Annotated in this window: 22 protein-coding genes; 12 read left to right on the forward strand and 10 right to left on the reverse strand. The window is 56.0% G+C overall.

What is annotated here, in order from left to right; genetic code table 11:
- Positions 1-127 precede the first annotated feature (127 nt).
- Positions 128-1,015: an ROK family protein gene (locus WFN75_RS18210; protein WP_046886282.1), complete on the forward strand. Its 888-nt coding sequence runs from the start codon at positions 128-130 to the stop codon at positions 1,013-1,015.
- On the opposite strand, the gene selB is transcribed toward WFN75_RS18210, so the two are convergent.
- From selB to WFN75_RS18225, 3 genes are all read right to left on the reverse strand, one after another.
- Positions 1,012-2,868, reverse strand: coding sequence for a selenocysteine-specific translation elongation factor (gene selB / locus WFN75_RS18215; RefSeq protein ID WP_336996631.1), 1,857 nt, complete (start codon positions 2,866-2,868; stop codon positions 1,012-1,014). The two genes, WFN75_RS18210 and selB, sit on opposite strands and share 4 nt — an antisense overlap.
- Entirely contained in the window at positions 2,865-4,244 is a 1,380-nt protein-coding gene (selA, locus tag WFN75_RS18220) for an L-seryl-tRNA(Sec) selenium transferase (protein WP_286772303.1), read from the reverse strand. The genes selB and selA overlap by 4 nt, the downstream gene beginning before the upstream one ends.
- 103 nt (positions 4,245-4,347) lie before the next feature.
- The gene (locus tag WFN75_RS18225) at positions 4,348-4,956 is read right to left on the reverse strand and encodes a glutathione S-transferase (RefSeq protein WP_040077873.1); all 609 of its coding nucleotides are present in this window, start codon (positions 4,954-4,956) and stop codon (positions 4,348-4,350) included.
- 516 nt (positions 4,957-5,472) lie between these two features.
- Here WFN75_RS18225 and WFN75_RS18230 point away from each other — a divergent pair.
- From WFN75_RS18230 to trmL, 8 genes are all read left to right on the forward strand, one after another.
- Positions 5,473-7,380, forward strand: a complete 1,908-nt coding sequence (locus WFN75_RS18230) for a PTS mannitol transporter subunit IICBA (protein ID WP_040077872.1) — start codon at positions 5,473-5,475, stop codon at positions 7,378-7,380.
- Positions 7,381-7,482: 102 nt separating this feature from the next.
- A complete protein-coding gene (gene mtlD, locus WFN75_RS18235; protein WP_336996632.1) occupies positions 7,483-8,631 on the forward strand; it encodes a mannitol-1-phosphate 5-dehydrogenase in 1,149 nt (382 codons plus the stop codon).
- Positions 8,628-9,218, forward strand: coding sequence for a mannitol operon repressor MtlR (gene mtlR / locus WFN75_RS18240; RefSeq protein WP_040077870.1), 591 nt, complete (start codon positions 8,628-8,630; stop codon positions 9,216-9,218). The genes mtlD and mtlR overlap by 4 nt, the downstream gene beginning before the upstream one ends.
- A 59-nt stretch (positions 9,219-9,277) precedes the next feature.
- Positions 9,278-9,640 (forward strand): YibL family ribosome-associated protein, encoded by a 363-nt coding sequence (locus WFN75_RS18245; protein ID WP_046886287.1) that lies wholly within the window; start codon positions 9,278-9,280, stop codon positions 9,638-9,640.
- A gap of 329 nt (positions 9,641-9,969) precedes the next feature.
- Positions 9,970-11,625: an L-lactate permease gene (gene lldP, locus WFN75_RS18250; protein ID WP_336996633.1), complete on the forward strand. Its 1,656-nt coding sequence runs from the start codon at positions 9,970-9,972 to the stop codon at positions 11,623-11,625.
- The gene (gene lldR, locus WFN75_RS18255) at positions 11,622-12,395 is read left to right on the forward strand and encodes a transcriptional regulator LldR (protein WP_040077867.1); all 774 of its coding nucleotides are present in this window, start codon (positions 11,622-11,624) and stop codon (positions 12,393-12,395) included. The genes lldP and lldR overlap by 4 nt, the downstream gene beginning before the upstream one ends.
- Positions 12,392-13,579: an FMN-dependent L-lactate dehydrogenase LldD gene (gene lldD, locus WFN75_RS18260; protein WP_336996634.1), complete on the forward strand. Its 1,188-nt coding sequence runs from the start codon at positions 12,392-12,394 to the stop codon at positions 13,577-13,579. The genes lldR and lldD overlap by 4 nt, the downstream gene beginning before the upstream one ends.
- A 43-nt stretch (positions 13,580-13,622) precedes the next feature.
- Positions 13,623-14,096 (forward strand): tRNA (uridine(34)/cytosine(34)/5-carboxymethylaminomethyluridine(34)-2'-O)-methyltransferase TrmL, encoded by a 474-nt coding sequence (gene trmL / locus WFN75_RS18265; protein ID WP_040077865.1) that lies wholly within the window; start codon positions 13,623-13,625, stop codon positions 14,094-14,096.
- Here the strand turns inward: trmL and cysE are convergent.
- From cysE to WFN75_RS18290, 5 genes are all read right to left on the reverse strand, one after another.
- Positions 14,093-14,914 (reverse strand): serine O-acetyltransferase, encoded by an 822-nt coding sequence (cysE, locus tag WFN75_RS18270; protein WP_286932546.1) that lies wholly within the window; start codon positions 14,912-14,914, stop codon positions 14,093-14,095. The genes trmL and cysE overlap by 4 nt on opposite strands.
- Before the next feature lie 132 nt (positions 14,915-15,046).
- Positions 15,047-16,078 (reverse strand): NAD(P)H-dependent glycerol-3-phosphate dehydrogenase, encoded by a 1,032-nt coding sequence (gpsA, locus tag WFN75_RS18275; RefSeq protein WP_046886289.1) that lies wholly within the window; start codon positions 16,076-16,078, stop codon positions 15,047-15,049.
- Positions 16,078-16,545 carry a protein-export chaperone SecB gene (gene secB / locus WFN75_RS18280; RefSeq protein ID WP_014168079.1) on the reverse strand — a complete coding sequence of 156 codons (468 nt, stop codon included), beginning with the start codon at positions 16,543-16,545 and terminating at the stop codon, positions 16,078-16,080. Before secB ends, gpsA begins: the two co-directional genes overlap by 1 nt.
- A gap of 34 nt (positions 16,546-16,579) precedes the next feature.
- Positions 16,580-16,831, reverse strand: a complete 252-nt coding sequence (gene grxC / locus WFN75_RS18285; RefSeq protein ID WP_040077862.1) for a glutaredoxin 3 — start codon at positions 16,829-16,831, stop codon at positions 16,580-16,582.
- A gap of 14 nt (positions 16,832-16,845) precedes the next feature.
- Complete coding sequence (locus tag WFN75_RS18290; protein ID WP_207292744.1) at positions 16,846-17,277, reverse strand: rhodanese-like domain-containing protein; 432 nt, start codon at positions 17,275-17,277, stop codon at positions 16,846-16,848.
- Between the two features lie 247 nt (positions 17,278-17,524).
- Between WFN75_RS18290 and gpmM the strand changes: the two genes are divergently transcribed.
- From gpmM to WFN75_RS18305, 3 genes are read left to right on the forward strand one after another with little or no spacing between them, the layout of a single operon-like run.
- The gene (gpmM, locus tag WFN75_RS18295) at positions 17,525-19,069 is read left to right on the forward strand and encodes a 2,3-bisphosphoglycerate-independent phosphoglycerate mutase (protein WP_336996635.1); all 1,545 of its coding nucleotides are present in this window, start codon (positions 17,525-17,527) and stop codon (positions 19,067-19,069) included.
- A 33-nt stretch (positions 19,070-19,102) separates the two neighbouring features.
- A complete protein-coding gene (gene envC / locus WFN75_RS18300; protein WP_233803699.1) occupies positions 19,103-20,362 on the forward strand; it encodes a murein hydrolase activator EnvC in 1,260 nt (419 codons plus the stop codon).
- 3 nt (positions 20,363-20,365) lie between these two features.
- A complete protein-coding gene (locus tag WFN75_RS18305; RefSeq protein WP_263616506.1) occupies positions 20,366-21,331 on the forward strand; it encodes a divergent polysaccharide deacetylase family protein in 966 nt (321 codons plus the stop codon).
- Here WFN75_RS18305 and WFN75_RS18310 read toward each other — a convergent pair.
- Together WFN75_RS18310 and tdh are read right to left on the reverse strand one after the other, a co-directional pair.
- Positions 21,318-22,352: a glycosyltransferase gene (locus tag WFN75_RS18310; RefSeq protein ID WP_263616523.1), complete on the reverse strand. Its 1,035-nt coding sequence runs from the start codon at positions 22,350-22,352 to the stop codon at positions 21,318-21,320. The two genes, WFN75_RS18305 and WFN75_RS18310, sit on opposite strands and share 14 nt — an antisense overlap.
- A gap of 241 nt (positions 22,353-22,593) precedes the next feature.
- Positions 22,594-23,622, reverse strand: coding sequence for an L-threonine 3-dehydrogenase (gene tdh, locus WFN75_RS18315; protein WP_040077852.1), 1,029 nt, complete (start codon positions 23,620-23,622; stop codon positions 22,594-22,596).
- Positions 23,623-23,630: the final 8 nt, after the last annotated feature.

Below are 23,630 nucleotides of genomic sequence, written 5' to 3' on the forward strand. Positions count from 1 at the left end.
CCGCGGCGGTGAAAACAGCGCCAGCCAGCGTCTGCTTTGCGAGCCCCTTCACGCATTACCTTACTTTACGTTCCGTTTTTTGGTCTGAGCCATAATTAAGGTGCACAGGCTCATAAAGGAAGCGTAAATGCGGCTATTTATCGGTTTTGATGTCGGTGGAACGCACATAAAACATGGCGTGATCGATGAAGATGGTAACGAACTGGCGGAAGATCAATTTGATACGCCAGAAGATGAAGAGACCTTCAGGCAAAAGTGGCGCGAGGTGGTGCAGGCTTACCAGAAAGATCATGAGATTGCGGCCATTGGCGTGAGTTTCCCGGGCCATATCAATACGCATACCGGCAAAGCGGCTAAGGCCGGGGCGCTGGATTTCCTTGACGATGTGAACCTCTACGACCTGTTTGCAGAGCTTACCGATCTCCCCGTCACTGCCGAAAACGACGCGAACTGCGCGGCGCTGGGCGAACTGTGGCGGGGTGCAGGGCGCGATTATCAGCACTTTGTCTGCATTACGCTTGGCACCGGCATAGGGGGTGGCATCGTGGTGGAGGGCGATCTCTGGCGTGGTTCGCACTACCGCGCCGGTGAGTTTGGGGTGATTCCGGTCGGCAATAATGGCGAAGGGATGCACGAAGTCGCCTCTGCCAGAGGATTGATGGAGGCCTGTCGCCGGGCGCTGGCGGTCTCTGAAGAGGAGATGCCAAAAGGCGAAGCGCTCTTCAAACTGATGGAAAACGATCTGCATCTGCGGGAAGCGGTGGAAGAGTGGGCGCGCTTCCTCGCGCGTGGCATTTACAGCGTAATCTCGATGTTTGATCCGCAGGTGGTGTTAATCGGCGGCGGCATCAGCGAGCAGGAGAAAATTTATCAGCTGCTCGACCGTAAGCTGCAATCCTTTGACGAGTGGGAGGCCCTGCAGGTGCCTATTTTGCCCTGTGAACTGGGTAACCAGGCGGGCCGACTGGGCGCCGTCTGGCTGGCAAAACAGGCACTTTCCCGACGCGAGGCTTAAGGTTGCGGCCTGTCCGCAGCAAAAAGCAGCGCATCGCGCAGCAGGTGGTCGTTCCCTCGACGGCGGGTAAAGCCGATGCGGTTGAAGTACTCCAGGATCTGGATCGCCAGCTTGCGCCCCACGTTCAGCCGGTCACGGAAGTCGGCGGCGCAGGTTGACCCCCGCTCCTGATCCAGCTCACGGATCAAACTGGCGAACGCCACAATGCGATCATTGCGGTAGTAACGATCTTTGACGATCGCCGTAATGAGCCCCTGCTGCGCGGCCAGCCTCAGTATCTGGCGCATCTCCTGCTCGTCGGTCGCGGTCTCGCGCGCCAGATCGCGCACCCACCAGGGCTCATCACCAAATAGCCCTTCCGCCTTTTGCCAGATGGCGCGCTGCGCATCGGTAAAGCCGGCTTTGTGATGCGGCAGGTGCAGCCAGCCATGATAGCTGTGCAGATCCCCATTCTCGCGCATCCTTTCTATCAACAGCAGGACCAGGGCTTCATCTTCCGTTGGCAGTGACATACGCCGCAGGCGTTCACGGCCTGGCCCCGGCTCATCCTGGTGCTGATGATGGTAAGCGCTAAGCACATCAAGAATTTTACGCTGCCAGCGGGCGGCAATCCCGGTACTTAGCAGCATGGATCCGGCCTGGATAAAATCGGGATGACGCGTCAGCTCGCGTAGCCCTTCCTCACTGCGCTGGCGCGCCCAGGCGAACTCCAGCAGATTGACCGCCCCGCGCTCCAGATGCTGACGCAGCGCCGCACGATCGTCCGGTGCTTTCGCAAGCTGCGCCAGCCAGTGCAGATATTCAGGTTTACGTTTGCCACGGCGCGGCGGATGAAGGGTAACGACGCGCGCCCCCGCCAGCGTAACGCGTGCCGAGATGTCCCGCAGTACCAGCCGATCGTTATCAGCCAGCCACAACGGATTATCCAGCACCAGCTCGGCCAGATCGTTTTCCAGCAGCGACACGCGGCCGGTCACGTGACTGGCGGCGTGGTGAATATGCAGAGGCTGCCACTGACTCAGGGACAATTCGCCCTGCAGGGCCACGATCACCCGCGTCGACGGCGCCGGCGGTGCGTCAGACAGCAGCCAATCGCCCCGGCTAAGCTCTTCTTTCTCAGCATCGCCCGCAATGTTCAGGGCAATACGCTGCCCGGCATGGGCCTGCTCCGTGGGCTGATTTTGCGCATGCAGACCGCGCACACGCATGCTTTTATTGACCCCGGTCAGCCAGAGACTATCACCCACCTTCACTTCACCGCTCAGGGCCGTGCCGGTGACCACCAGCCCCGCTCCCTTCACGGTAAAGGCCCGGTCGATGGCCAGACGATAACGTTGATGCCCCGCCTGCTCGCGGGCCGGAAGCTGTTGCAGATGGTCGCGCAGGGCGTCAATACCCTGCCCCTGGGTTGCGACAGTGACAAACAGCGCCGCATCGCCAAATCCATATTCCGCCAGGGTCGCCAGCACCTCTTCACGCACCGCCGCCACGCGCGCATCATCAACGCGATCGGCTTTGGTCAGCGCCACGGTGAGCTGGGGACTGCCGGTGAGCTGCAGGATGTGCAAATGCTCACGCGTTTGCGCCATCACGCCATCGTCGCAGGCCACCACCAGCAGCGCATGGTCGATACCCCCCACCCCCGCCAGCATATTCGAGAGAAATTTTTCATGCCCCGGAACGTCAATAAACCCCAGCACGCGGCCATCCGGCTGCGGCCAGTAGGCATACCCGAGGTCGATGGTCATGCCGCGTTTTTTCTCTTCCGGCAGGCGATCGGCGTTAATCCCCGTAATCGCCTGCAACAACGTCGTTTTGCCATGGTCAACGTGACCCGCAGTGGCAATAATCATTTCAGCAACATCTCCAGAAACAGGGTTTGATCTTCCAGACAGCGTAGATCCAGCCACAGCCGGCCATTTTTGATACGGCCAATCACCGGAACGGGCAGCGCCCGCCAGCGTGAGGCCAGTGCCTCTAACTGGCTGCCGCGTCCATCGCGCGGGGTGAACGTCAGCGCTGCGCCAGGCAATCTCTCCACCGGCAGGGAACCGCTGCCGGGCTGTGACAGGCAAGGCTCAACGCGCACCTCAAAGTCCGAATAGTGCGGGGCAACCTGCGCCAGAAGCGTCTCGCCCAGCTGATGTAGCGAGGCGGCATCACGGCTTAGCAGACGCAAGGTGGGCAGGCGTTCGGTCAGCTTCTCTGGGTGTAAATAGAGCCGCAGCGTCGCTTCCAGCGCGGCGAGCGTCATTTTGTCGGCGCGCAGGGCGCGCTTCAGCGGGTGCTGCTGCAATTTGGCAATCAGCTCACGTTTACCGACGATAATGCCGGCCTGCGGACCACCGAGTAGCTTGTCGCCGGAGAAGCTCACCAGGCTTACCCCCGCGGCAATCAACTCCTGCGGCATCGGCTCTTTCGGCAGACCAAACTGGCTCAGATCCACCAGCGAGCCGCTGCCTAAATCGGCAACGACCGGTACATTCATCTCCCGACCCATTTGCGCCAGTTCGGCTTCATCCACCGCGTGGGTAAAGCCTTCAATCGCATAATTGCTGGTGTGCACTTTCATGAGCAGCGCGGTATTTTCATTGATTGCCGCGCGATAGTCTTTGGCGTGGGTGCGGTTGGTGCTGCCTACTTCCCGCAGACTACATCCCGCCTGCAGCATGACGTCCGGAATACGGAACGCGCCGCCAATTTCAACCAGTTCACCGCGCGATACTACCACCTCTTTCTGTGCCGCCGTCGCCGCCAGCATCAGCAGCACGGCGGCCGCGTTGTTATTCACGATGCAGGCGTCTTCCGCGCCGGTGAGTTGACACAGCAGTTCTGCCAGCGGGCGATCCCGATGACCACGCCCGGCGCCGTCCAGGTCGTACTCCAGCGTCACCGGCTGGCGCATCGCCTGGGTGACCGCCGCAACCGCCTCCTCCGCCAGCAGCGCACGTCCCAGATTGGTGTGCAGCACGGTGCCCGTCAGGTTAAACACCGGGCGTAGCCCTGGAGGCGTGTCCGCCGCCAGCCGTTTTTCCACTTCCAGAAACCAGTCCCACTGCGGCAGCGCCTGCTGTTGACGAATAAAGTCGCGGGCTTCTGCCTGTAACAGGCGCAACGCTTCGACCGTGCGGACATGACCAAACTTCTCCACGACGGGGAGAAGCCTGGGGTCGCGAAGCAGACGATCGGTGGCGGGTAGCTGGCTGTAGAGAGAGTGCTGAGTAGTCATGAAAGTGCCTGGCTGTTGGGTCTCTTCCCCCCTCCCGACGGGAGAGGGAGTCAATATGAAGAGGGATTGTACAGCCTGGCGCCAGGAAGTGTTATAGGCGACATCACGCCTTTGGCGGTTCAGTGCGAGCGAAGCTTTCGCGCTGGAAGAGGGTTTCGGCCAGTTTGACCAGCAGTGGACGCTCGACGCACCAGCCCGGCGAGACGCGGCGGAAATTGAGATAACCAATGGCGCAGGCAATGGCGATGGTCGCCAGGTTAACGCTGTCGGTGGCCAGCTTGCCCTCGCGAATCAGGGTTTCGCACCAGTCGAGGCTGCGGCTGATTTTTTCACGCTGACGCAGCAACTCTGCTTCTGATTGCTGTGCGGGCGGGCGGGCCTGCTCACGCACGGAGGCCAGAGCCGCATCCATAATGCCGTCGGCCAGCGCTTCGATCTGGCGGATGTAGAGCGCCGCCTTCGGCTCGCGCGGCACCATCGCCGGGGCGATATCCAGCTTTTCTATGTATTCGGCAATGATCGGTGAATCAAACCAGTATTCGCCATCATCCGTCACCAGCGCGGGTACTTTGCCCAGCGGGTTGTACTGCGCCACGCCATTGTCGGCGTTATAGGGCTGTTCGTTGATGAACTCGAAGGTGATTCCCTTCTCCAGCAAAAGAATGGAGATCTTCCGGACAAAGGGACTGGTATAACTGCCGATAAGTTTCATTGCCTGCTCCTGTATGCCAACAAAAGGTTAAGTATGGCTCAGGCAAAGAGAAAAAGGCAGGTCACCTCCGTCGGTGAGATTACGGGTGCCGGGCAGAGATCATTCAACTCACAGATAATGTTGCTCACTTTCATACCGTTTAGTTCTCCCATGACAGAGTCTGCGCCCGATCACATCCAGAGTAATCTGCATAAAAATATTTTGTGAATTTCATCACAATTCATAAACAAACCAGAGCCAGCATTATGTGACAAATCTCACACTTTAGTGCCAAATCAGCCACTTTATTGACCACTGTATTTTTTTTACACGTCATATTTGTGACACGGATCACGTCAATAATCTGCGCACCCCCTACATTTACGTGATTGAGATCACACAAAATTCCGCTCGCTGGACACTATAACGATTCAGTGCCAGATTTCACACATTCGAACAGGGCTGGGCTACCTCTGCCACCGCATTAACAACAAACCTCGGGCTACTAGCCTGCGTACACAGAAGAAGGGGTGTTTTATGTCATCCGATTTCAAGATCAAAGTTCAAAGCTTTGGTCGTTTCCTCAGCAATATGGTGATGCCAAACATCGGCGCGTTTATCGCGTGGGGTATCATCACTGCATTGTTCATTCCGACAGGGTGGTTGCCTAACGAAACGCTGGCAAAACTTGTTGGCCCAATGATTACTTACCTGCTGCCACTGCTCATCGGTTATACCGGTGGTCGTCTGGTGGGCGGTGACCGCGGCGGCGTAGTGGGTGCCATTACCACTATGGGCGTGATCGTCGGTGCAGATATGCCAATGTTCCTCGGCGCGATGATTGCCGGTCCTCTGGGCGGCTGGGCGATTAAGAAATTCGACGTCTGGGTGGATGGTAAGATCAAGTCCGGCTTCGAAATGCTGGTGAACAACTTCTCTGCGGGCATCATCGGGATGATCCTCGCGATTCTGGCGTTCCTCGGCATTGGCCCTGCGGTTGAAGTTCTGTCCAAAATTCTGGCGGCAGGCGTTAACTTCATGGTGGCGCACGACATGCTGCCGCTGGCGTCTATCTTTGTTGAACCGGCGAAAATCCTGTTCCTCAACAACGCCATTAACCACGGTATCTTCTCCCCGCTGGGTATTCAGCAGTCGCATGACCTCGGCAAGTCCATCTTCTTCCTGATTGAAGCCAACCCGGGTCCGGGTATGGGCGTGCTGCTGGCGTATATGTTCTTCGGTCGCGGCAGTGCAAAACAGTCTGCAGGCGGCGCGGCGATCATCCACTTCCTGGGTGGTATCCACGAAATTTACTTCCCGTACGTGCTGATGAATCCACGTCTGATCCTGGCCGTTATCCTTGGCGGTATGACCGGCGTGTTCACCCTGAGCGTGCTGGGCGGTGGTCTGGTTTCTCCGGCCTCCCCAGGTTCTATCCTGGCGGTACTGGCGATGACCCCGAAAGGCGCTTACTTCGCTAACATCGCCGCAATCTGTGCAGCCATGGCGGTCTCCTTTGTGGTCTCGGCTATCCTGCTGAAAACCAGCAAGGTGAAAGAAGAAGACGATATCGAAGCGGCAACCCGTCGTATGCACGACATGAAAGCGGAATCCAAAGGCGCAACCCCGCTGGCGGCTGGCGATGTCTCTAACGACCTGAGCCACGTGCGTAAAATCATCGTTGCCTGCGACGCCGGTATGGGCTCCAGCGCAATGGGTGCAGGCGTCCTGCGTAAGAAAGTGCAGGACGCGGGCCTGACCAACATCTCCGTCACCAACAGTGCTATTAACAGCCTGCCGGGGGACGTTGACCTGGTCATCACCCACCGCGACCTGACCGAACGCGCGATGCGCCAGGTGCCGCAGGCGCAGCACATTTCGCTAACCAACTTCCTCGACAGCGGCCTGTATACCAGCCTGACCGAACGTCTGGTTGCTGCGCAGCGTCACGAAAGCAACGAAGTGAAAGTGCGTACCAGCCTGCAGGACAGCTTCGACGAGAGCAACGCGCATCTGTTCCGACTGGGCGCGGAAAACATCTTCCTTGGCCGTACTGCTACTACGAAAGAAGAAGCCATTCGCTTTGCGGGTGAGCAGCTGGTTGCCGGCGGTTACGTTCAGCCAGAATACGTTGAAGCGATGCTGGAACGTGAAAAACTGACCCCGACCTACCTGGGCGAATCCATTGCGGTTCCACACGGTACGGTTGAGGCGAAAGACCGCGTGCTGAAAACCGGCGTTGTGTTCTGCCAGTATCCGCAGGGCGTACGTTTCGGTGAAGAAGAAGATGACATCGCCCGTCTGGTGATTGGTATCGCCGCACGCAACAACGAGCACATCCAGGTGATTACCAGCCTGACCAACGCCCTCGACGATGAAACCGTCATTGAGCGTCTGGCTAACACCACCAGCGTTGAAGAAGTGCTGGCGCTGTTGAATAAGTAAGTTCGTTCTCTTCCCTCTCCCCCATGGGGAGAGGGCTAGGGTGAGGGGAAAAGTTCCTCACCCCAGCCCTCTCGGGTAAAAACATTAATGAAGGTTAACACTATGAAAGCATTACATTTTGGCGCAGGTAATATCGGTCGTGGATTTATCGGCAAACTGCTGGCAGACGCGGGCATTACGCTGACATTCGCCGATGTGAATCAGGTAGTCCTCGATGCCCTGAATGCCCGTCATAGCTATCAGGTGCACGTGGTGGGTGAAAACGAACAGGTAGATACCGTGAGCGGTGTTAACGCGGTCAGCAGCATTGGCGACGAGGTCATTGACCTGATCGCTGAAGTCGACCTCGTAACCACCGCCGTTGGCCCTGTCGTCCTGGAGCGTATCGCCCCCGCCGTAGCAAAAGGGCTGGCCAAACGTAAAGCCCAGGGCAATGACGCGCCGCTGAACATTATCGCCTGTGAAAACATGGTGCGTGGTACCTCCCAGCTGAAAGGCCATGTGCTGGCCGCCGTGGCTGAAGAAGATAAAGCCTGGGTTGAAGAGCATGTTGGTTTCGTGGACTCCGCCGTAGACCGTATTGTGCCGCCGTCTGCCTCCGCGACCAATGACCCGCTGGAAGTGACCGTTGAGACCTTCAGCGAGTGGATCGTCGATAAAACCCAGTTTAAAGGCCCCCTGCCCACCATTCCGGGTATGGAGTTGACCGACAACCTGATGGCCTTTGTCGAACGCAAACTCTTCACGCTGAACACCGGGCATGCTATAACCGCCTACCTCGGAAAATTGGCCGGCCATCAGACCATCCGTGACGCGATTCTCGATGAAAAAATTCGCGCTGTGGTAAAAGGTGCCATGGAAGAGAGCGGCGCGGTGCTGATCAAACGCTACGGTTTTGATGCCGAAAAACATGCGGCATACATTCAGAAAATCCTCGGCCGTTTTGAAAACCCATATCTGAAAGATGACGTCGAGCGCGTGGGCCGTCAGCCGCTGCGTAAGCTAAGCGCAGGCGACCGTCTGATTAAACCGGTACTGGGCACCCTGGAATATGGCCTGCCTAACAAAAACCTGGTCACGGGGATTGCCGCCGCCATGCATTACCGTAGCGCAGAGGATCCGCAGGCTCAGGAACTGGCGCAATTAATTAACGATAATGGCCCACAGGCCGCACTGGCGCAGGTATCCGGACTGGATGCAAATAGCGAAGTGGTTGTGGAGGCGGTTAACGTTTACAACGCAACCAAATGATGCAGGAACTGGCGCAGGTCATCCTGCGCCCGGATAAAAGATTGTCAGATATGCAGGCAATAATGGAACAAACCCAGGCCTTTGAAAATCGTGTGCTTGAACGTCTGAATGCTGGCAAAACTGTACGAAGTTTCCTGATTTCCGCCGTCGAGTTACTCACCGAGGCGGTGAATATCCTGGTGCTTCAGGTGTTTCGCAAAGACGATTACGCGGTGAAATATGCGGTAGAACCGTTACTGGACGGCGACGGACCGCTGGGCGATTTATCTGTCCGCCTGAAGTTAATCTACGGTCTGGGCGTTATTAGCCGACCGGAGTACGAAGATGCCGAGCTGTTGATGGCCTTGCGGGAAGAGCTAAATCACGACGGCAATGAGTATGGTTTCACCGACGACGAGATCCTCGGGCCGCTGGGTGAGCTACATTGCGTTACGGCTCTTCCCCCGGCGCCGCAGTTCGATACCAGCGATCCTGAGCTTTACGCCATGCAGAAGCAGCGTTATCAGCAGATGGTGCGCTCCACCATGGTGCTCTCTTTAACTGAGCTGATTTCCCGGATCAGCTTAAAAAAAGCGTTTCAGAAGTAAGCCTGCGCACATTGGTGTATCCTTCCCTGTAATCTCCCCCGTTTTTAGAGTTATTTGTGATGAAAGAAGTCGAAAAGAACGAAATTAAACGCCTGAGCGACCGCCTGGATCTGATCCGCCACCAGATGGCTGGCCTCTCGCTGGTTGAGTCCGCCGAGAAGTATGCCGAGCTGGAAAAAGAGACCGCGACGCTGGAAGCCGAAATTGATCGCCTGCGCGCAGTGAAAAACCACAAGCTGAGTAAAGAAGCGCAGAAGCTGATGGACATGCCGCACCGCCGCCCAATCACCAAAAAAGAGCAGGCTGATATGGGCAAGCTGAAGAAAAGCGTTCGTGGTCTGGTCGTCGTGCACCCGATGACCGAACTTGGCCGTGAAATGGGCCTGAAAGAGATGACCGGCTTTTGTAAGACGGCATTCTGAATAGTTTTCCCTCACCTTGCCCCTCTCCCTAAGGGACGTGGGATCTGAACGGTTTTCTCCCTCTCCCCGTGGGAGAGGGCCGGGGTGAGGGCATCAGGCCTTACCCCGCCCAAAATTGGCCCAACCAATTCCCCCTTTGACTGTCCACTGGTTCACATTTCCATTATTTTCCATCACAAAATCGTTGCCCAACCATAACATCTGGTTAACCATTCATTGTCATTACCCCTACATCACCCTATTGGCAGGACCACTTTTACACGTATTGTGACGTTGAGATGAGCGCAGACTCACCGCGTACAGGGCGGGTGGTCCTCAGGAGACCTGCAATGAGCCTCTGGCAACAAAACTACGATCCGGCCGGCAATATCTGGCTATCGAGCCTGATCGCATCGCTACCCATTCTGTTCTTCTTTTTTGCGCTGATTAAGCTCAAGCTGAAGGGCTACCTTGCCGCGACCTGGACTGTCGTCGTCGCCCTGCTGGTCGCGCTGTTCTTTTATAAAATGCCGGTCGATCGCGCGCTGGCTTCGGTTGTCTATGGCTTCTTCTACGGTCTATGGCCCATCGCCTGGATTATTATTGCCGCCGTATTTGTCTATAAAATCTCGGTAAAAACCGGTCAGTTCGACATTATCCGTTCGTCGATTCTCTCCATCACGCCGGACCAGCGCCTGCAAATGCTGATTGTCGGCTTCTCTTTTGGGGCATTCCTGGAGGGGGCGGCTGGCTTTGGCGCGCCGGTGGCCATCACCGCAGCCCTTTTGGTAGGTTTAGGCTTTAATCCGCTCTATGCCGCCGGTCTCTGTCTGATCGTTAACACCGCGCCGGTCGCCTTTGGCGCAATGGGGATCCCGATTCTGGTGGCCGGACAGGTGACCGGGCTGGACAGCTTTGAGATTGGCCAGATGGTAGGACGTCAGCTGCCGTTCCTGACCATCATTGTGCTGTTCTGGATCATGGCGATTATGGACGGCTGGCGCGGCGTGAAAGAGACCTGGCCTGCGGTGATGGTCGCAGGCGGTTCCTTCGCCATCGCTCAGTACCTCAGCTCCAACTTCCTCGGCCCGGAGTTGCCGGACATTATCTCGTCGCTGGTTTCTCTGGTATGCCTGACGCTGTTCCTCAAGCGCTGGCAGCCGGTGCGTATTTTCCGTTTTGCCGATATGGGCGCCTCACACGTCGATCAGACCCTGGCGCGCACCGGTTATACCCCTGGACAAATCATTCGCGCCTGGTCGCCCTTCCTGTTCCTGACGGCAACCGTCACCCTGTGGAGCATTCCGCCGTTTAAAGCCCTGTTCGCCCCAGGCGGCGCGCTGTATGACATGGTGATTAATATCTCCGTGCCCTTCCTCGACAAGATGGTCGCGCGTATGCCGCCGGTGGTTAACGAGGCGACACCCTATGCGGCGGTCTATAAGTTCGACTGGTTCTCCGCCACCGGTACGGCCATCCTGTTTGCCGCTATTCTTTCTGTGGTGTGGCTGCGCATGAAGCCTGCCGCCGCGGTGCAGACGTTTGCCAGCACGCTGAAAGAGCTGGCGCTGCCGATCTACTCCATCGGGATGGTTCTGGCGTTCGCGTTTATCTCGAACTACTCCGGGCTGTCGTCGACGCTGGCCCTGGCCCTGGCGCATACCGGGCACGCGTTTACCTTCTTCTCGCCGTTCCTCGGCTGGCTGGGTGTGTTCCTGACCGGGTCAGATACCTCGTCCAACGCCCTGTTTGCTGCGCTACAGGCGACGGCGGCCCAGCAGATTGGCGTCTCCGACGTCCTGCTTGTCGCGGCTAACACGACCGGCGGGGTGACCGGCAAAATGATCTCGCCGCAGTCCATCGCTATCGCCTGTGCGGCGGTAGGCCTGGTGGGCAAGGAGTCCGATTTGTTCCGCTTTACCGTCAAACACAGCCTGATATTCACCTGTATGGTGGGCGTGATCACCACGCTACAGGCCTACGTCTTAACCTGGATGATTCCATGATAGTGATGCCCAGACGTCTTTCCGACGAGATTGCCTCTCGCGTAAAGACGCTGATTAAAGAACAACAGCTGGAGGCGGGCATGAAATTGCCCGCCGAGCGCCAGCTGGCAGCCCAGCTTGGCGTTTCGCGTAACTCGTTACGTGAAGCCCTGGCGACGCTGGTGAATGAAGGGGTGCTGCTGAGCCGTCGTGGCGGCGGCACTTTTGTGCGCTGGCAGCATGATGACTGGTCGGAACAAAACATTGTTCAACCGTTAAAAACGCTGATGGAGAACGATCCGGACTACAGCTTCGATATCCTGGAAGCGCGTCACGCGATCGAAACCAGCACAGCATGGCATGCGGCCATGCGGGCGACGGAGGCCGACAAAGAGAAGCTTAAAGCCTGCTTCGACGCGACGCAAAGCCCCGACCCGGATATCGCCTCCCAGGCGGATGTCCGTTTTCACCTTGCCATTGCTGAAGCCTCGCACAACGTGGTGCTGCTGCAGACCATGCGCGGTTTTTTCGACCTGCTGCAATCCTCCGTGAAGCAGAGCCGCCAGCGTATGTATCAGGTGCCGCCGGTCTTTGCCCGCCTGACTGAGCAGCACGAGGCGGTGCTGAACGCCATTCTGAACGGAGATGCCGAAGCGGCGCGCAAGGCGATGATGGCGCACCTGGGCTTTGTCCACACCACCATCAAACAATTCGATGAAGATCAGGCCCGACAGGCGCGTATTACCCGTCTGCCTGGCGACAACGACACTACCAGGGAGACCAAAGCATGATTATTTCCGCAGCCAGTGACTACCGCGCCGCAGCGAAGCGCATCCTGCCCCCGTTCCTGTTTCACTATATCGACGGCGGTGCTTATGCCGAATACACGCTGCGCCGTAATGTAGAAGACCTGTCGGAAGTGGCCCTGCGTCAGCGCGTGCTGAAGAATATGTCCGATCTTAGCCTCGAGACAACGCTGTTTAACGAAACGCTCTCGATGCCGGTGGCTCTGGCGCCGGTGGGTTTGTGCGGCATGTATGCCCGGCGTGGAGAGGTGCAGGCCGCGGCGGCGGCCGATGCGAAAGGTATTCCGTTTACCCTCTCCACCGTTTCCGTCTGCCCCATTGAAGAGGTGGCGCCGACCATTAAGCGCCCCATGTGGTTCCAGCTGTATGTCCTGCGCGATCGCGGTTTTATGCGCAACGCGCTGGAGCGCGCTAAAGCGGCCGGCTGTTCGACGCTGGTCTTTACGGTGGATATGCCCACCCCCGGCGCGCGCTATCGTGATGCCCACTCAGGTATGAGCGGCGCCAATGCAGCGATGCGTCGCTACTGGCAGGCTGTGACCCATCCTCAGTGGGCATGGGATGTGGGACTTAACGGCCGTCCACACGATCTGGGGAATATCTCTACCTATCTGGGTAAACCCACCGGGCTGGAGGATTACATCGGCTGGCTGGCGAATAACTTCGATCCCTCCATCTCCTGGAAAGACCTGGAGTGGATCCGTGAATTCTGGGACGGCCCTATGGTGATCAAAGGGATCCTCGATCCGGAAGATGCCCGCGATGCGGTCCGTTTTGGTGCCGATGGCATCGTGGTCTCTAACCACGGTGGCCGCCAGCTGGATGGGGTGCTCTCTTCAGCACGGGCATTGCCTGCCATTGCCGACGCGGTGAAAGGGGATATCGCCATCCTGTCCGACAGTGGCATCCGCAACGGGCTGGATGTGGTACGCATGATTGCGCTGGGCGCAGACAGCGTGCTGCTGGGGCGCGCTTATCTCTATGCGCTGGCGACGCACGGCCAGGCGGGCGTGGCGAATCTGCTGAACCTGATCGAGAAAGAGATGAAGGTGGCGATGACGCTAACCGGCGCAAGGTCGATTAGTGAGATCAGCAAAGACTCTCTGGTGCAAGAGTTAAGTAAGCTTCCGGCTGCACTGGCCCCCTTGTCGCAGGGCGACGCAGCGTAGTGAAAATGCTATCCTGCCCCCCGCAAATAAGGGGGCAGTCAGCATGCTTAACATCGTACTCTTCGAACCAGAAATTCCGCCGAATACCGGCAATATCATCCGCCTGTGCGCTAACACCGGTTTTCGCCTGCATATCATTGAGCCAATGGGCTTTACGTGGGACGACAAACGCCTGCGTCGCGCGGGGCTGGATTACCATGAATTTACCGCCGTGGTTCGCCATCGGGATCTCGCGGCTTTTCTGGATGCAGAGAAACCCCAGCGCATGTTTGCCCTGACCACCAAAGGTACGCCAGCGCACAGTGCCGTGAGCTATCAGCAAGGGGATTATCTGCTGTTTGGCCCAGAGACGCGCGGCCTGCCCGCAACGATTCTGGATGCGCTGCCTGCTGAGCAAAAAATTCGTATTCCGATGATGCCGGACAGCCGCAGTATGAACCTCTCTAATGCGGTGTCGGTGGTGGTTTATGAAGCCTGGCGCCAGCTAGGTTATGCCGGCGCCATCCTCAGAAGTTAGATGCCATCACCATACTCAAAGGTATGGTGAATACCGTTGAAGAACTGATCCATATCCATCGCCGGCTTGTCGCTATCGGGCTTGCCGACAATACGCGCCGGAACGCCTGCGGCGGTGGTATGAGGAGGAACAGGTTGCAATACCACTGAGCCGGCACCAATTTTCGCACCGCGCCCCACTTCGATATTCCCCAGAATCTTCGCCCCGGCACCAATCATCACCCCTTCACGAATTTTCGGGTGGCGATCGCCGCTGGTTTTACCGGTACCGCCCAGGGTCACCGACTGCAGGATCGAAACATCATTTTCGATCACCGCCGTTTCACCCACCACAATACCGGTGGCGTGGTCGAGCATGATGCCCCGCCCAATCGTCGCGGCCGGGTGAATATCGACCTGGAAGGTGACCGAAACCTGGTTTTGCAGAAAAATCGCCAGTGCGCGGCGGCCTTCATTCCACAGCCAGTGGCCGATGCGGTAGGCCTGCAGCGCATGAAACCCTTTCAGGTAAAGCAGAGGGGTGGAGTATTTATCCACCGCCGGGTCACGCGTGCGTACAGCCTGAATATCACAGGCGGCAGAGGCGATCATTTCCGGGTCGGCGGCATAGGCCTCTTCGACCACTTCGCGAATGGCAATGGCGGGCATGATGGCGGAAGACAACTTATTGGCGAGCATATAACTCAGGGCACTGCCAAGATCTTCATGCTTGAGGAGCGTCGCGTGATAAAAGCTGGCCAGCATAGGCTCACAGTCGGCCAAAGCCCGGGCTTCGGCTTTAATATTGTTCCAGACGATATCCAGTTCTTCACACGGCATTGCTTACTCCAGACGTAATGGTACGACCGGCCAGTCTCTGCTGGCCGTGTCGTTGGATGACAAAGGATCCCTGCGATTATCCCCGACCGACATCAGGCTGCAGGGTTATTGGTTATTACCCTGCGGCCCCGGTTATTTCGGGGAGGCTTCGTTGCTGCGCTCGTCCTTTCGCGCACGACCTAATAAGGTCAATGCTGCCTCGCGCGCATTTTTTCCGCAATACAATACCTGATAAATTTCCTCGGTTATTGGCATTTCGACACCAAAACGGTGCGCCAATTCGCGAACTTCTTTGGTATTGCGGTAGCCTTCAACCACCTGACCAATCTTCTCCTGCGCGCCCGTGACATCCATGCCCTGTCCGAGCATCATGCCGAAGCGGCGGTTACGTGACTGGTTGTCGGTGCAGGTAAGCACCAGGTCGCCCAGCCCCGCCATGCCCATAAAGGTCGTAGGATCGGCACCCAGCGCAGCGCCCAGTCGGGACATCTCGGTCAGGCCGCGGGTGATCAGCGCCGTTCGCGCATTGGCACCAAAGCCAATACCGTCGGACATCCCGGCACCGATGGCAATCACGTTCTTCACCGCACCACCCAGCTGCACGCCGATAAAATCGGGGTTACTGTAGACACGGAAGCTCTTACCGCAGTGCAGAAGCTGCTGCAAATCGTCGGCAAAAGTCTCATCGGTGGACGCCAGAGAGATGGCCGTAGGCAGACCCGCCGCCAACTCTTTCGCAAATGTCGGACCGGAGATCACCGCCAGCGGTATCTCATCCCCCAGCGCTTCGCGCGCCACATCCTGCAGCAGACGTCCGGTTTCGGCTTCCAGCCCTTTGGTCGCCCAGACGATACGCGCATCGGCTCGCATCAGCGGTTTTATCTGACGCAGAACCTGGCCAAACACATGGCTGGGTACCACAACCAGAATGTTACGGCTGGCCGCCAACGCCGTCGCGAGGTCGCTTTCAAGGTGCAGTGAGTCGGGGAAAGGCACATCAGGGAGGAACGCCACGTTACAGCGATCGGCTTGCAACGTTGCGATATGTTTTGGGTCATGGCCCCAAAGCACAACCTGGTGGCCATTTCTTGCCAGAGTAATGGCAAGAGCGGTGCCGTAAGAGCCGGCACCGATCACAGTCATTGACGCATTAACAGTACTCATCAGGCATCCTGATGTTGTTCAGTACCTTCGCCAGCTTGCTGCTGCAGATAGTTCATGAACAGCGCATCGAAGTTCACCGGCGCAAGGTTCAGTTGCGGGAATGTACCACGAGAAACCAGGCTGGTAATGCACTCACGGGCATACGGGAACAGAATGTTCGGGCAGTATGCACCCAGACAATGCGCCATCTGGTTGCCTTCAATGCCACCGATAGAGAAGATACCACCCTGCTGTACTTCACACAGGAACGCCGTTTCTTCGCCCAGAGAAGCAGTTACGGTCACACGCAGCACGACTTCATACACGTCATCCGCCAGTTGGGTAGATGCGGTATCAAGATCAAGTTTAACCTCTGGCTGCCAGTCTTTCTGGAAAACATGCGGCGCATTTGGAGCCTCAAACGAGACATCCTTGGTATAAATGCGCTGGATCTGGAAAGTCATTTCGGTGTTGTTTTGTTCTGACATGAAAAAAACCCTTTTTTTATTGTCTTAAAACGCCTTAGCGCAGCAGAGGATCAAGCCCGCCACGCGCGTCGAGCGCATATAAATCATCACAGCCGCCAATGTGCTGCGCATCGATAAAAATCTGCGGAACCGTCGTGCGGCCACTTCGCTTAATCATCTCTTCACGCTTCGCGCCGTCGCCATCAATCGGCAACTCCTGGAAAGAGACACCTTTGCTGTCCAGCAGCGCTTTTGCGCGATGGCAGAACGGGCAGGTCGCTTTGGTATAGATTTCGATATTGGCCATGACTTGACTCCTGTTTATTTGCCGCGAACCAGAGGCAGATTCTCGCCGCTCCAGCCGGAGATACCCTCTTTCAGGACGCTCACTTTTTCAAAGCCTGCCTTGTAGAGAATATTGGCGGGCTCCTGAGCCTGCATGCCGGTACCGTCCACAACGATAATCGGTTTGTCTTTATGCTTTTCCAGTTCGCCAAAATTGTTTGCTTTGATTTCAGCGGGCAGCAGGTTGATAGCGCCTGCAATGTGCCCTTTACGGAAATCGTCACGCTGACGCAGATCGACAACTACCGCGTCTTCTTTATTAATAAGACGCGTTGCTTCGCCACGAGTGATCACTTTCACTTTAGACGTGAGGCCTTTGAAAGTAGTGAACAGCACAGCGGCCAGTAAACCAATCCACGCGATACAAAGTATGGGGTGGCGGCTAACAAATTGCATAATTTCTTGCATGGGGGGTAACGACTCCCGACTAAGTGAATAAAAAACCAGGACAGGAGTATACCTGCGCGTTGGAGCAAATACAGCCAGCGACACTAAGCTAATCCATTTTCTGCGGCCTGCCACGAAAAAAAAGACCAAAATTGCCCTGAAGAACCCCTGCCCCGCGGGTTTCTTTGATCTTCTGCGGCTATTTGCACGATTCAGCTGTAGTAAAATTACGCAAATTTTTTGTCTATTACGCACAGAGGTTGTCGCAATGTCGGTTTCTAAAAAACCTATGGTACTGGTGATCCTGGATGGCTATGGCTACCGTGAAGAGAGCCAGGATAACGCCATTCTCAACGCCAAAACCCCGGTCATGGATGCACTGTGGGCTAAACGCCCTCATACCTTGATTGATGCTTCCGGTCTGGAAGTCGGTCTGCCGGATCGCCAGATGGGCAACTCCGAAGTCGGACACGTAAACCTGGGCGCCGGACGCATTGTTTACCAGGATCTCACCCGTCTGGATGTTGAAATTAAAGAACGGACTTTCTTTGCTAACCCGACCCTGTGCGGCGCGGTAGATAAAGCGGTAGCGGCAGGCAAAGCGGTACACATTATGGGTCTGCTCTCTGCAGGCGGTGTGCACAGCCACGAAGATCATATCCTGGCGATGGTCGAGCTGGCGGCAGAACGCGGTGCAGAAAAAATCTATCTTCACGCCTTCCTTGATGGTCGCGATACCCCACCGCGTAGCGCTAAACACTCTCTGCAGCTGTTTGAAGAGAAGTTTGCTGCTCTGGGTAAGGGGCGCGTGGCTTCTCTCATCGGCCGTTACTACGCCATGGACCGCGATAATCGCTGGGATCGCGTTGAGCAGGCCTATGACCTGATGACGCTGGCAAAAGGTGAATTCCAGTTCGCGACCGCCGTCGAAGGCCTGGAAGCCGCTTACGCACGGGATGAAAACGACGAATTCGTGAAAGCGACCGTCATTCGCGCTGAAGGCCAGCCTGATGCCGCCATGAACGATGGCGATGCTTTGATCTTCATGAATTTCCGCGCCGATCGTGCCCGTGAAATTACCCGTGCGTTTGTAAACCGCGATTTCGACGGCTTCGCCCGTAAAAAAGTGGTCAATCTCGACTACATCCAGTTGACCGAATACGCCGCTGACATCAATGCCCCTTGCGCCTATCCCCCTGCTTCGCTGGAGAATACCTTCGGTGAGTGGATGGCGAAGAATGACAAAACCCAGCTACGTATCTCCGAAACCGAGAAATATGCTCACGTTACCTTCTTCTTTAATGGCGGCGTCGAAGAGCCGTTCAGCGGCGAAGATCGTATTCTGATTAACTCCCCGAAAGTAGCGACCTACGATCTGCAGCCTGAAATGAGCTCTGCAGAATTGACTGAAAAACTGGTGGCGGCAATCGAAAGCGGGAAATACGACACCATCATCTGTAACTACCCAAATGGCGACATGGTTGGTCATACCGGCGTAATGGAAGCCGCGGTGAAAGCCGTGGAAGCCCTGGATCACTGCGTTGAGCAGGTCGCGAAAGCGGTGGAAGCGGTGGATGGACAACTGCTGATCACCGCCGACCACGGCAATGCCGAGCAGATGCGCGATCCATCTACCGGGCAGGCACATACGGCGCACACGAACCTGCCCGTTCCGCTGATCTACGTGGGTGATAAATCAGTGAAAGCGGTCGAAGGCGGCAAGCTTTCTGACATCGCGCCCACTATGCTGACGCTGATGGGTATGGAAATCCCGAAAGAGATGACTGGCAAGGCGCTGTTCATCGTGGAATAATCCTTCCCCATGAGGGGAAAGGCGATTTTTTCAATCACATGGGTCGTGAAGCCGATACGGTTATCAGTCAGACCTCTGCTTTACGCCAGCGCGCTCAGCGCTGGCGTATTGCTGTGCGCTGCGTCCGCCCATGCGGATGACCGGGATCAGCTTAAATCTATTCAGGCCGATATCGCCGCGAAAGAGCGTGCGGTACGCCAGCAACAGCAGCAACGCGCCGCACTGCTTGCGCAACTTAAGCAGCAGGAAGAGGCGATTTCTGCCGCGACGCGTAAATTGCGCGAAACTCAAAACACCCTCACTCAGCTCAATAAGCAAATCGATGAAATGAACGCGTCGATCGCCAAACTTGAACGCCAGCGCATTAGCCAGGAGCGTAATCTTGCGGCGCAGCTCGACGCGGCCTTCCGTCAGGGCGAACATACCGGCATTCAATTGATTTTGAGCGGTGAAGAGAGTCAGCGTGGCCAGCGTTTGCAGGCCTATTTTGGCTATCTGAACCAGGCGCGTCAGGAGACCATTGCGCAGTTGAAACAGACGCGTGAAGAGGTCACCTCACAAAAAGCCGAGCTGGAAGAGAAGCAGAGCCAGCAGCAGACCTTGCTCTACGAACAGCAGGCGCAGCAGGCGAAGCTGGAGCAGGCGCGCAACGAGCGTAAAAAAACGCTGAGCGGGCTGGAGTCTTCCATTCAGGCAGGTCAGAGTCAGCTCAGCGAAATGCGCGCTAACGAATCTAAATTGCGTAACAGCATTGCCCGTGCGGAAGCGGCTGCCAAAGCGCGTGCCGAAAAAGAGGCGCGCGAGGCGCAGGCTGTACGTAATAAACAGCAGGAAGCGTCCCGTAAAGGCACCACCTATAAACCAACTGAAAGCGAACGTTCATTGATGTCGCGTACCGGTGGCCTGGGCTCCCCGCGCGGTCAGGCTTACTGGCCTGTACGCGGTACAATTCTGCATCGCTATGGCGAACAACTGCAGGGTGAGCTACGTTGGAAAGGGATTGTTATCGGTGCGTCTGAAGGTAGCGAAGTGAAAGCCATTGCCGATGGCCGCGTAATTCTGGCCGACTGGCTGCAGGGTTACGGGCTGGTGGTAGTAGTGGAACACGGTAAAGGCGATATGAGTCTTTACGGCTATAACCAGAGCGCTCTGGTCAGCGTGGGCACCCAGGTGCGCGCCGGCCAACCCATCGCCCTTGTGGGCAGCAGTGGCGGTCAGGGCCGCCCGTCACTCTATTTCGAAATTCGTCGCCAGGGTCAGGCGGTCAATCCACAGCCGTGGTTGGGAAGATAAGTTTTGCTTCAATTTCGTCGTATCGTTCTCTCCGTCGCCAGCGCACTGGCGCTGGTTGCACCCGTTTACGCAGGCAAACTTGCCATCGTCATTGATGACTTCGGTTATCGTCCGCACAATGAAAATCAGGTGCTGGCGATGCCTCCCGCTATCTCCGTAGCGGTATTACCGAACGCGCCCCACGCTCGCGAAATGGCCACCAAAGCGCACAATAGCGGTCACGAGGTCTTGATTCATTTGCCGATGGCACCGCTAAGCAAACAGCCCTTAGAAAAAGATACACTGCGCCCGGAAATGAGCAGCGACGAGGTTGAACGGATCATCCGGGAGGCCTACGGCAAAGTACCGTACGCGGTGGGGCTGAACAACCATATGGGCAGCGCCATGACCTCAAGCCTGTTTGGAATGCAGAAGGTGATGCAGGCGCTGGAGCGCTATAACCTCTATTTCCTCGACAGCATGACCATTGGCAACAGCCAGGCGATGCGTGCGGCACAGGGTACAGGCGTAAAAGTGATTAAGCGCAAAGTGTTCCTGGACGATACGCAAAACGAGGCGGATATCCGCGTGCAGTTTAATCGTGCCGTTCAGCTGGCACGCCGTAATGGTTCTGCCATTGCGATTGGGCATCCCCACCCTTCTACCGTGCGCGTATTGCAGCAGATGCTACCGACGTTGCCCTCTGACATTACGCTGGTGCGCCCAAGCAGCCTGTTAAACGAGCCGCAGGTGGATACTTCTACACCCAATATGACGCCGCCGAAAGGCAATGTACCTGACACCCCGCGAAATCCGTTCCGCGGCGTGAATATCTGTAAACCGAAGGGGGCGCCTGCGCCGGTATATGCAGACCGATTCTTTAGCGTACTGAGCGACAGCATCGCTCACAGCATGCTGGTGAGCTATTTCCAGCATCAATGGCAGGGATGGGGGCGATCCCCCGGTAGCAAAAGCGTTAGCGTAGATTGAGCACTTTGCGGGTAATACGGTGGGGCGACAGCGTTTTGTCGCGCCATTTCCACAGGCGATATGTCCATAGCATTGCCTGCCAGGCCAGTTTCACGCTGCGCACGTTCATGATCATACGTTTATACATCCCGGAAGCATAAATCTCAGCAATCATACGTTGGCGCGTTGAGATATCTTTTTCTTTACGTACGCAGTGGCATACGCGCAATGCTTCATAGGTGATTTGCTGATGAAACTCAGGATAAATCGTAATGCGATTTGCATAGTCACGATTTAATTTCTCAAGTAATCGTGTGATCTTCATATAATGACGCTGGTAATTAAGGTTTTTATCCCCTTGTCTTTTAAGGCGACTTACCGACTGGTCATGTAAAAAATATTTATATAAAGATTCTTCGGTATATCTTGCGCGGACAGCGTTAAACATAAATTCAGTGGTCCACACAATGTCCTGATGGTGTAAACCCGGAACAAACATGATTTTGTTTTTGAGAATAACCTCACGCCGATATACACCCATCCAGATAACATGCGTCCAGCGGCGTGATGCCAGTGCCATGCGCAACCAGTCCGGGCCGGTTAATATACCCGTAGAACGCAGACGATCGGTGGGGATGGATTGCCAGGTACTGCCCGTTTCTCGCACGCACCAGTCAGCATTACACTGGGCGACATCAAGATCGTCTTCCAGCGCCATCTTCATCAGCGTTTCGTACATATTTGGATAGACCAGGTCATCCGCATCGACAAAGGCGACATAGTCGCCTGTAGCGACTGCAAGCCCGCGGTTACGGGCGACAGAGGCCCCGGCGTTACTCTGATGAATCAGCTTAACGTGGGGGTAGTTGTCAGCATAATATTGTGCAATTTCAACGGAGTTATCTGTAGAACCGTCGTTGACAATAATAATTTCCAGAGCAGTCCATGTTTGCCCGATTAATGATTCCATGCAGGCATTAAAGTCCTTTGCCGCATTGTACAACGGAATAATCACACTGAGCCTGATTGAACTATTCATCATCACTTACCAAATACCCTTGAGGTTACGCGGCATTGTACAGCCCTTATATTAAGAAAGTATTAAGGCTGGCAATGTATGCGGCGTCTAAGTGTAAAGTGTATTGACGTTCAGGTTAGGTAATTAAAATTAGCAGCACAACGAGACAATAACTCAATTACGCAATATTTATGACAAATGACATTTATTTACAACATTTCGGACAAGCCTTATAAGAAAAGGCCGAATAACTCGGCCTTTTTTATTATTTGTCCCAGCTGAGGATAACTTTGCCGGATTGACCGGAACGCATGGCGTCGAAGCCTTTCTGGAACTCATCGACAGAGAAGTGATGAGTGATAATCGGAGTCAGATCCAGGCCAGACTGGATCAGCGCTGCCATCTTGTACCAGGTTTCGAACATCTCACGGCCATAAATGCCTTTAATGAACAGCCCTTTAAAGATGACCTTGTTCCAGTCGATAGACATATCCGAAGGCGGAATACCCAGCATCGCGATACGACCGCCGTGGTTCATGGTGTCGAGCATGGTACGGAACGCTGGCGGCGCGCCGGACATTTCCAGACCGACGTCAAAACCTTCGGTCATACCCAGCTCTTCCATGACGTCATTCAGACTTTCTTTCGAAACATCTACCGCGCGGGTCACGCCCATTTTACGTGCCAGCGACAGGCGATACTCATTCACATCGGTGATAACAACGTTACGCGCACCCACGTGCTTCGCGACCGCAGCTGCCATAATCCCAATCGGGCCGGCACCGGAGACCAGCACATCTTCGCCCACCAGGTCGAAAGAGAGGGCGGTATGGACCGCGTTACCGAACGGGTCGAAGATGGAGGCCAGATCGTCAGAGATATTGTCCGGGATTTTGAAGGCGTTGAACGCCGGGATAACCAGATATTCTGCGAAACAACCCGGACGGTTCACCCCTACACCGACGGTATTACGACACAGGTGCGTACGTCCACCGCGGCAGTTACGGCAGTGACCGCAGGTAATATGACCTTCGCCAGAGACGCGGTCGCCAATTTTGAAGCCTTTGACTTCCTGCCCGATACCGACCACTTCGCCCACATATTCATGACCTACAACCATCGGCACCGGGATGGTCTTCTGTGACCACTGGTCCCAGTTGTAGATATGAACGTCTGTGCCGCAGATGGCGGTTTTACGAATTTTGATCAGCAGATCGTTATGACCGACTTCCGGCTCCGGCACGTCGGTCATCCAAATCCCTTCTTCCGCTTTCAGTTTGGATAACGCTTTCATTACACGTC

The sequence above is a fragment of the Leclercia sp. UBA7405 genome (assembly GCF_037152215.1).
In the GTDB taxonomy this organism is placed as follows: Bacteria; Pseudomonadota; Gammaproteobacteria; order Enterobacterales; family Enterobacteriaceae; genus Enterobacter; species Enterobacter pneumoniae.

Bases quoted from the DNA above. Each gene is read 5' to 3' on its own strand.
- WFN75_RS18210 (WP_046886282.1), top strand. From the start codon at position 128: ATGCGGCTATTTATCGGTTTTGATGTCGGTGGAACGCACATAAAACAT.
- selB (WP_336996631.1), bottom strand. From the start codon at position 2,868: ATGATTATTGCCACTGCGGGTCACGTTGACCATGGCAAAACGACGTTG.
- selA (WP_286772303.1), bottom strand. From the start codon at position 4,244: ATGACTACTCAGCACTCTCTCTACAGCCAGCTACCCGCCACCGATCGT.
- WFN75_RS18225 (WP_040077873.1), bottom strand. From the start codon at position 4,956: ATGAAACTTATCGGCAGTTATACCAGTCCCTTTGTCCGGAAGATCTCC.
- WFN75_RS18230 (WP_040077872.1), top strand. From the start codon at position 5,473: ATGTCATCCGATTTCAAGATCAAAGTTCAAAGCTTTGGTCGTTTCCTC.
- mtlD (WP_336996632.1), top strand. From the start codon at position 7,483: ATGAAAGCATTACATTTTGGCGCAGGTAATATCGGTCGTGGATTTATC.
- mtlR (WP_040077870.1), top strand. From the start codon at position 8,628: ATGATGCAGGAACTGGCGCAGGTCATCCTGCGCCCGGATAAAAGATTG.
- WFN75_RS18245 (WP_046886287.1), top strand. From the start codon at position 9,278: ATGAAAGAAGTCGAAAAGAACGAAATTAAACGCCTGAGCGACCGCCTG.
- lldP (WP_336996633.1), top strand. From the start codon at position 9,970: ATGAGCCTCTGGCAACAAAACTACGATCCGGCCGGCAATATCTGGCTA.
- lldR (WP_040077867.1), top strand. From the start codon at position 11,622: ATGATAGTGATGCCCAGACGTCTTTCCGACGAGATTGCCTCTCGCGTA.
- lldD (WP_336996634.1), top strand. From the start codon at position 12,392: ATGATTATTTCCGCAGCCAGTGACTACCGCGCCGCAGCGAAGCGCATC.
- trmL (WP_040077865.1), top strand. From the start codon at position 13,623: ATGCTTAACATCGTACTCTTCGAACCAGAAATTCCGCCGAATACCGGC.
- cysE (WP_286932546.1), bottom strand. From the start codon at position 14,914: ATGCCGTGTGAAGAACTGGATATCGTCTGGAACAATATTAAAGCCGAA.
- gpsA (WP_046886289.1), bottom strand. From the start codon at position 16,078: ATGAGTACTGTTAATGCGTCAATGACTGTGATCGGTGCCGGCTCTTAC.
- secB (WP_014168079.1), bottom strand. From the start codon at position 16,545: ATGTCAGAACAAAACAACACCGAAATGACTTTCCAGATCCAGCGCATT.
- grxC (WP_040077862.1), bottom strand. From the start codon at position 16,831: ATGGCCAATATCGAAATCTATACCAAAGCGACCTGCCCGTTCTGCCAT.
- WFN75_RS18290 (WP_207292744.1), bottom strand. From the start codon at position 17,277: ATGCAAGAAATTATGCAATTTGTTAGCCGCCACCCCATACTTTGTATC.
- gpmM (WP_336996635.1), top strand. From the start codon at position 17,525: ATGTCGGTTTCTAAAAAACCTATGGTACTGGTGATCCTGGATGGCTAT.
- WFN75_RS18310 (WP_263616523.1), bottom strand. From the start codon at position 22,352: ATGATGAATAGTTCAATCAGGCTCAGTGTGATTATTCCGTTGTACAAT.
- tdh (WP_040077852.1), bottom strand. From the start codon at position 23,622: ATGAAAGCGTTATCCAAACTGAAAGCGGAAGAAGGGATTTGGATGACC.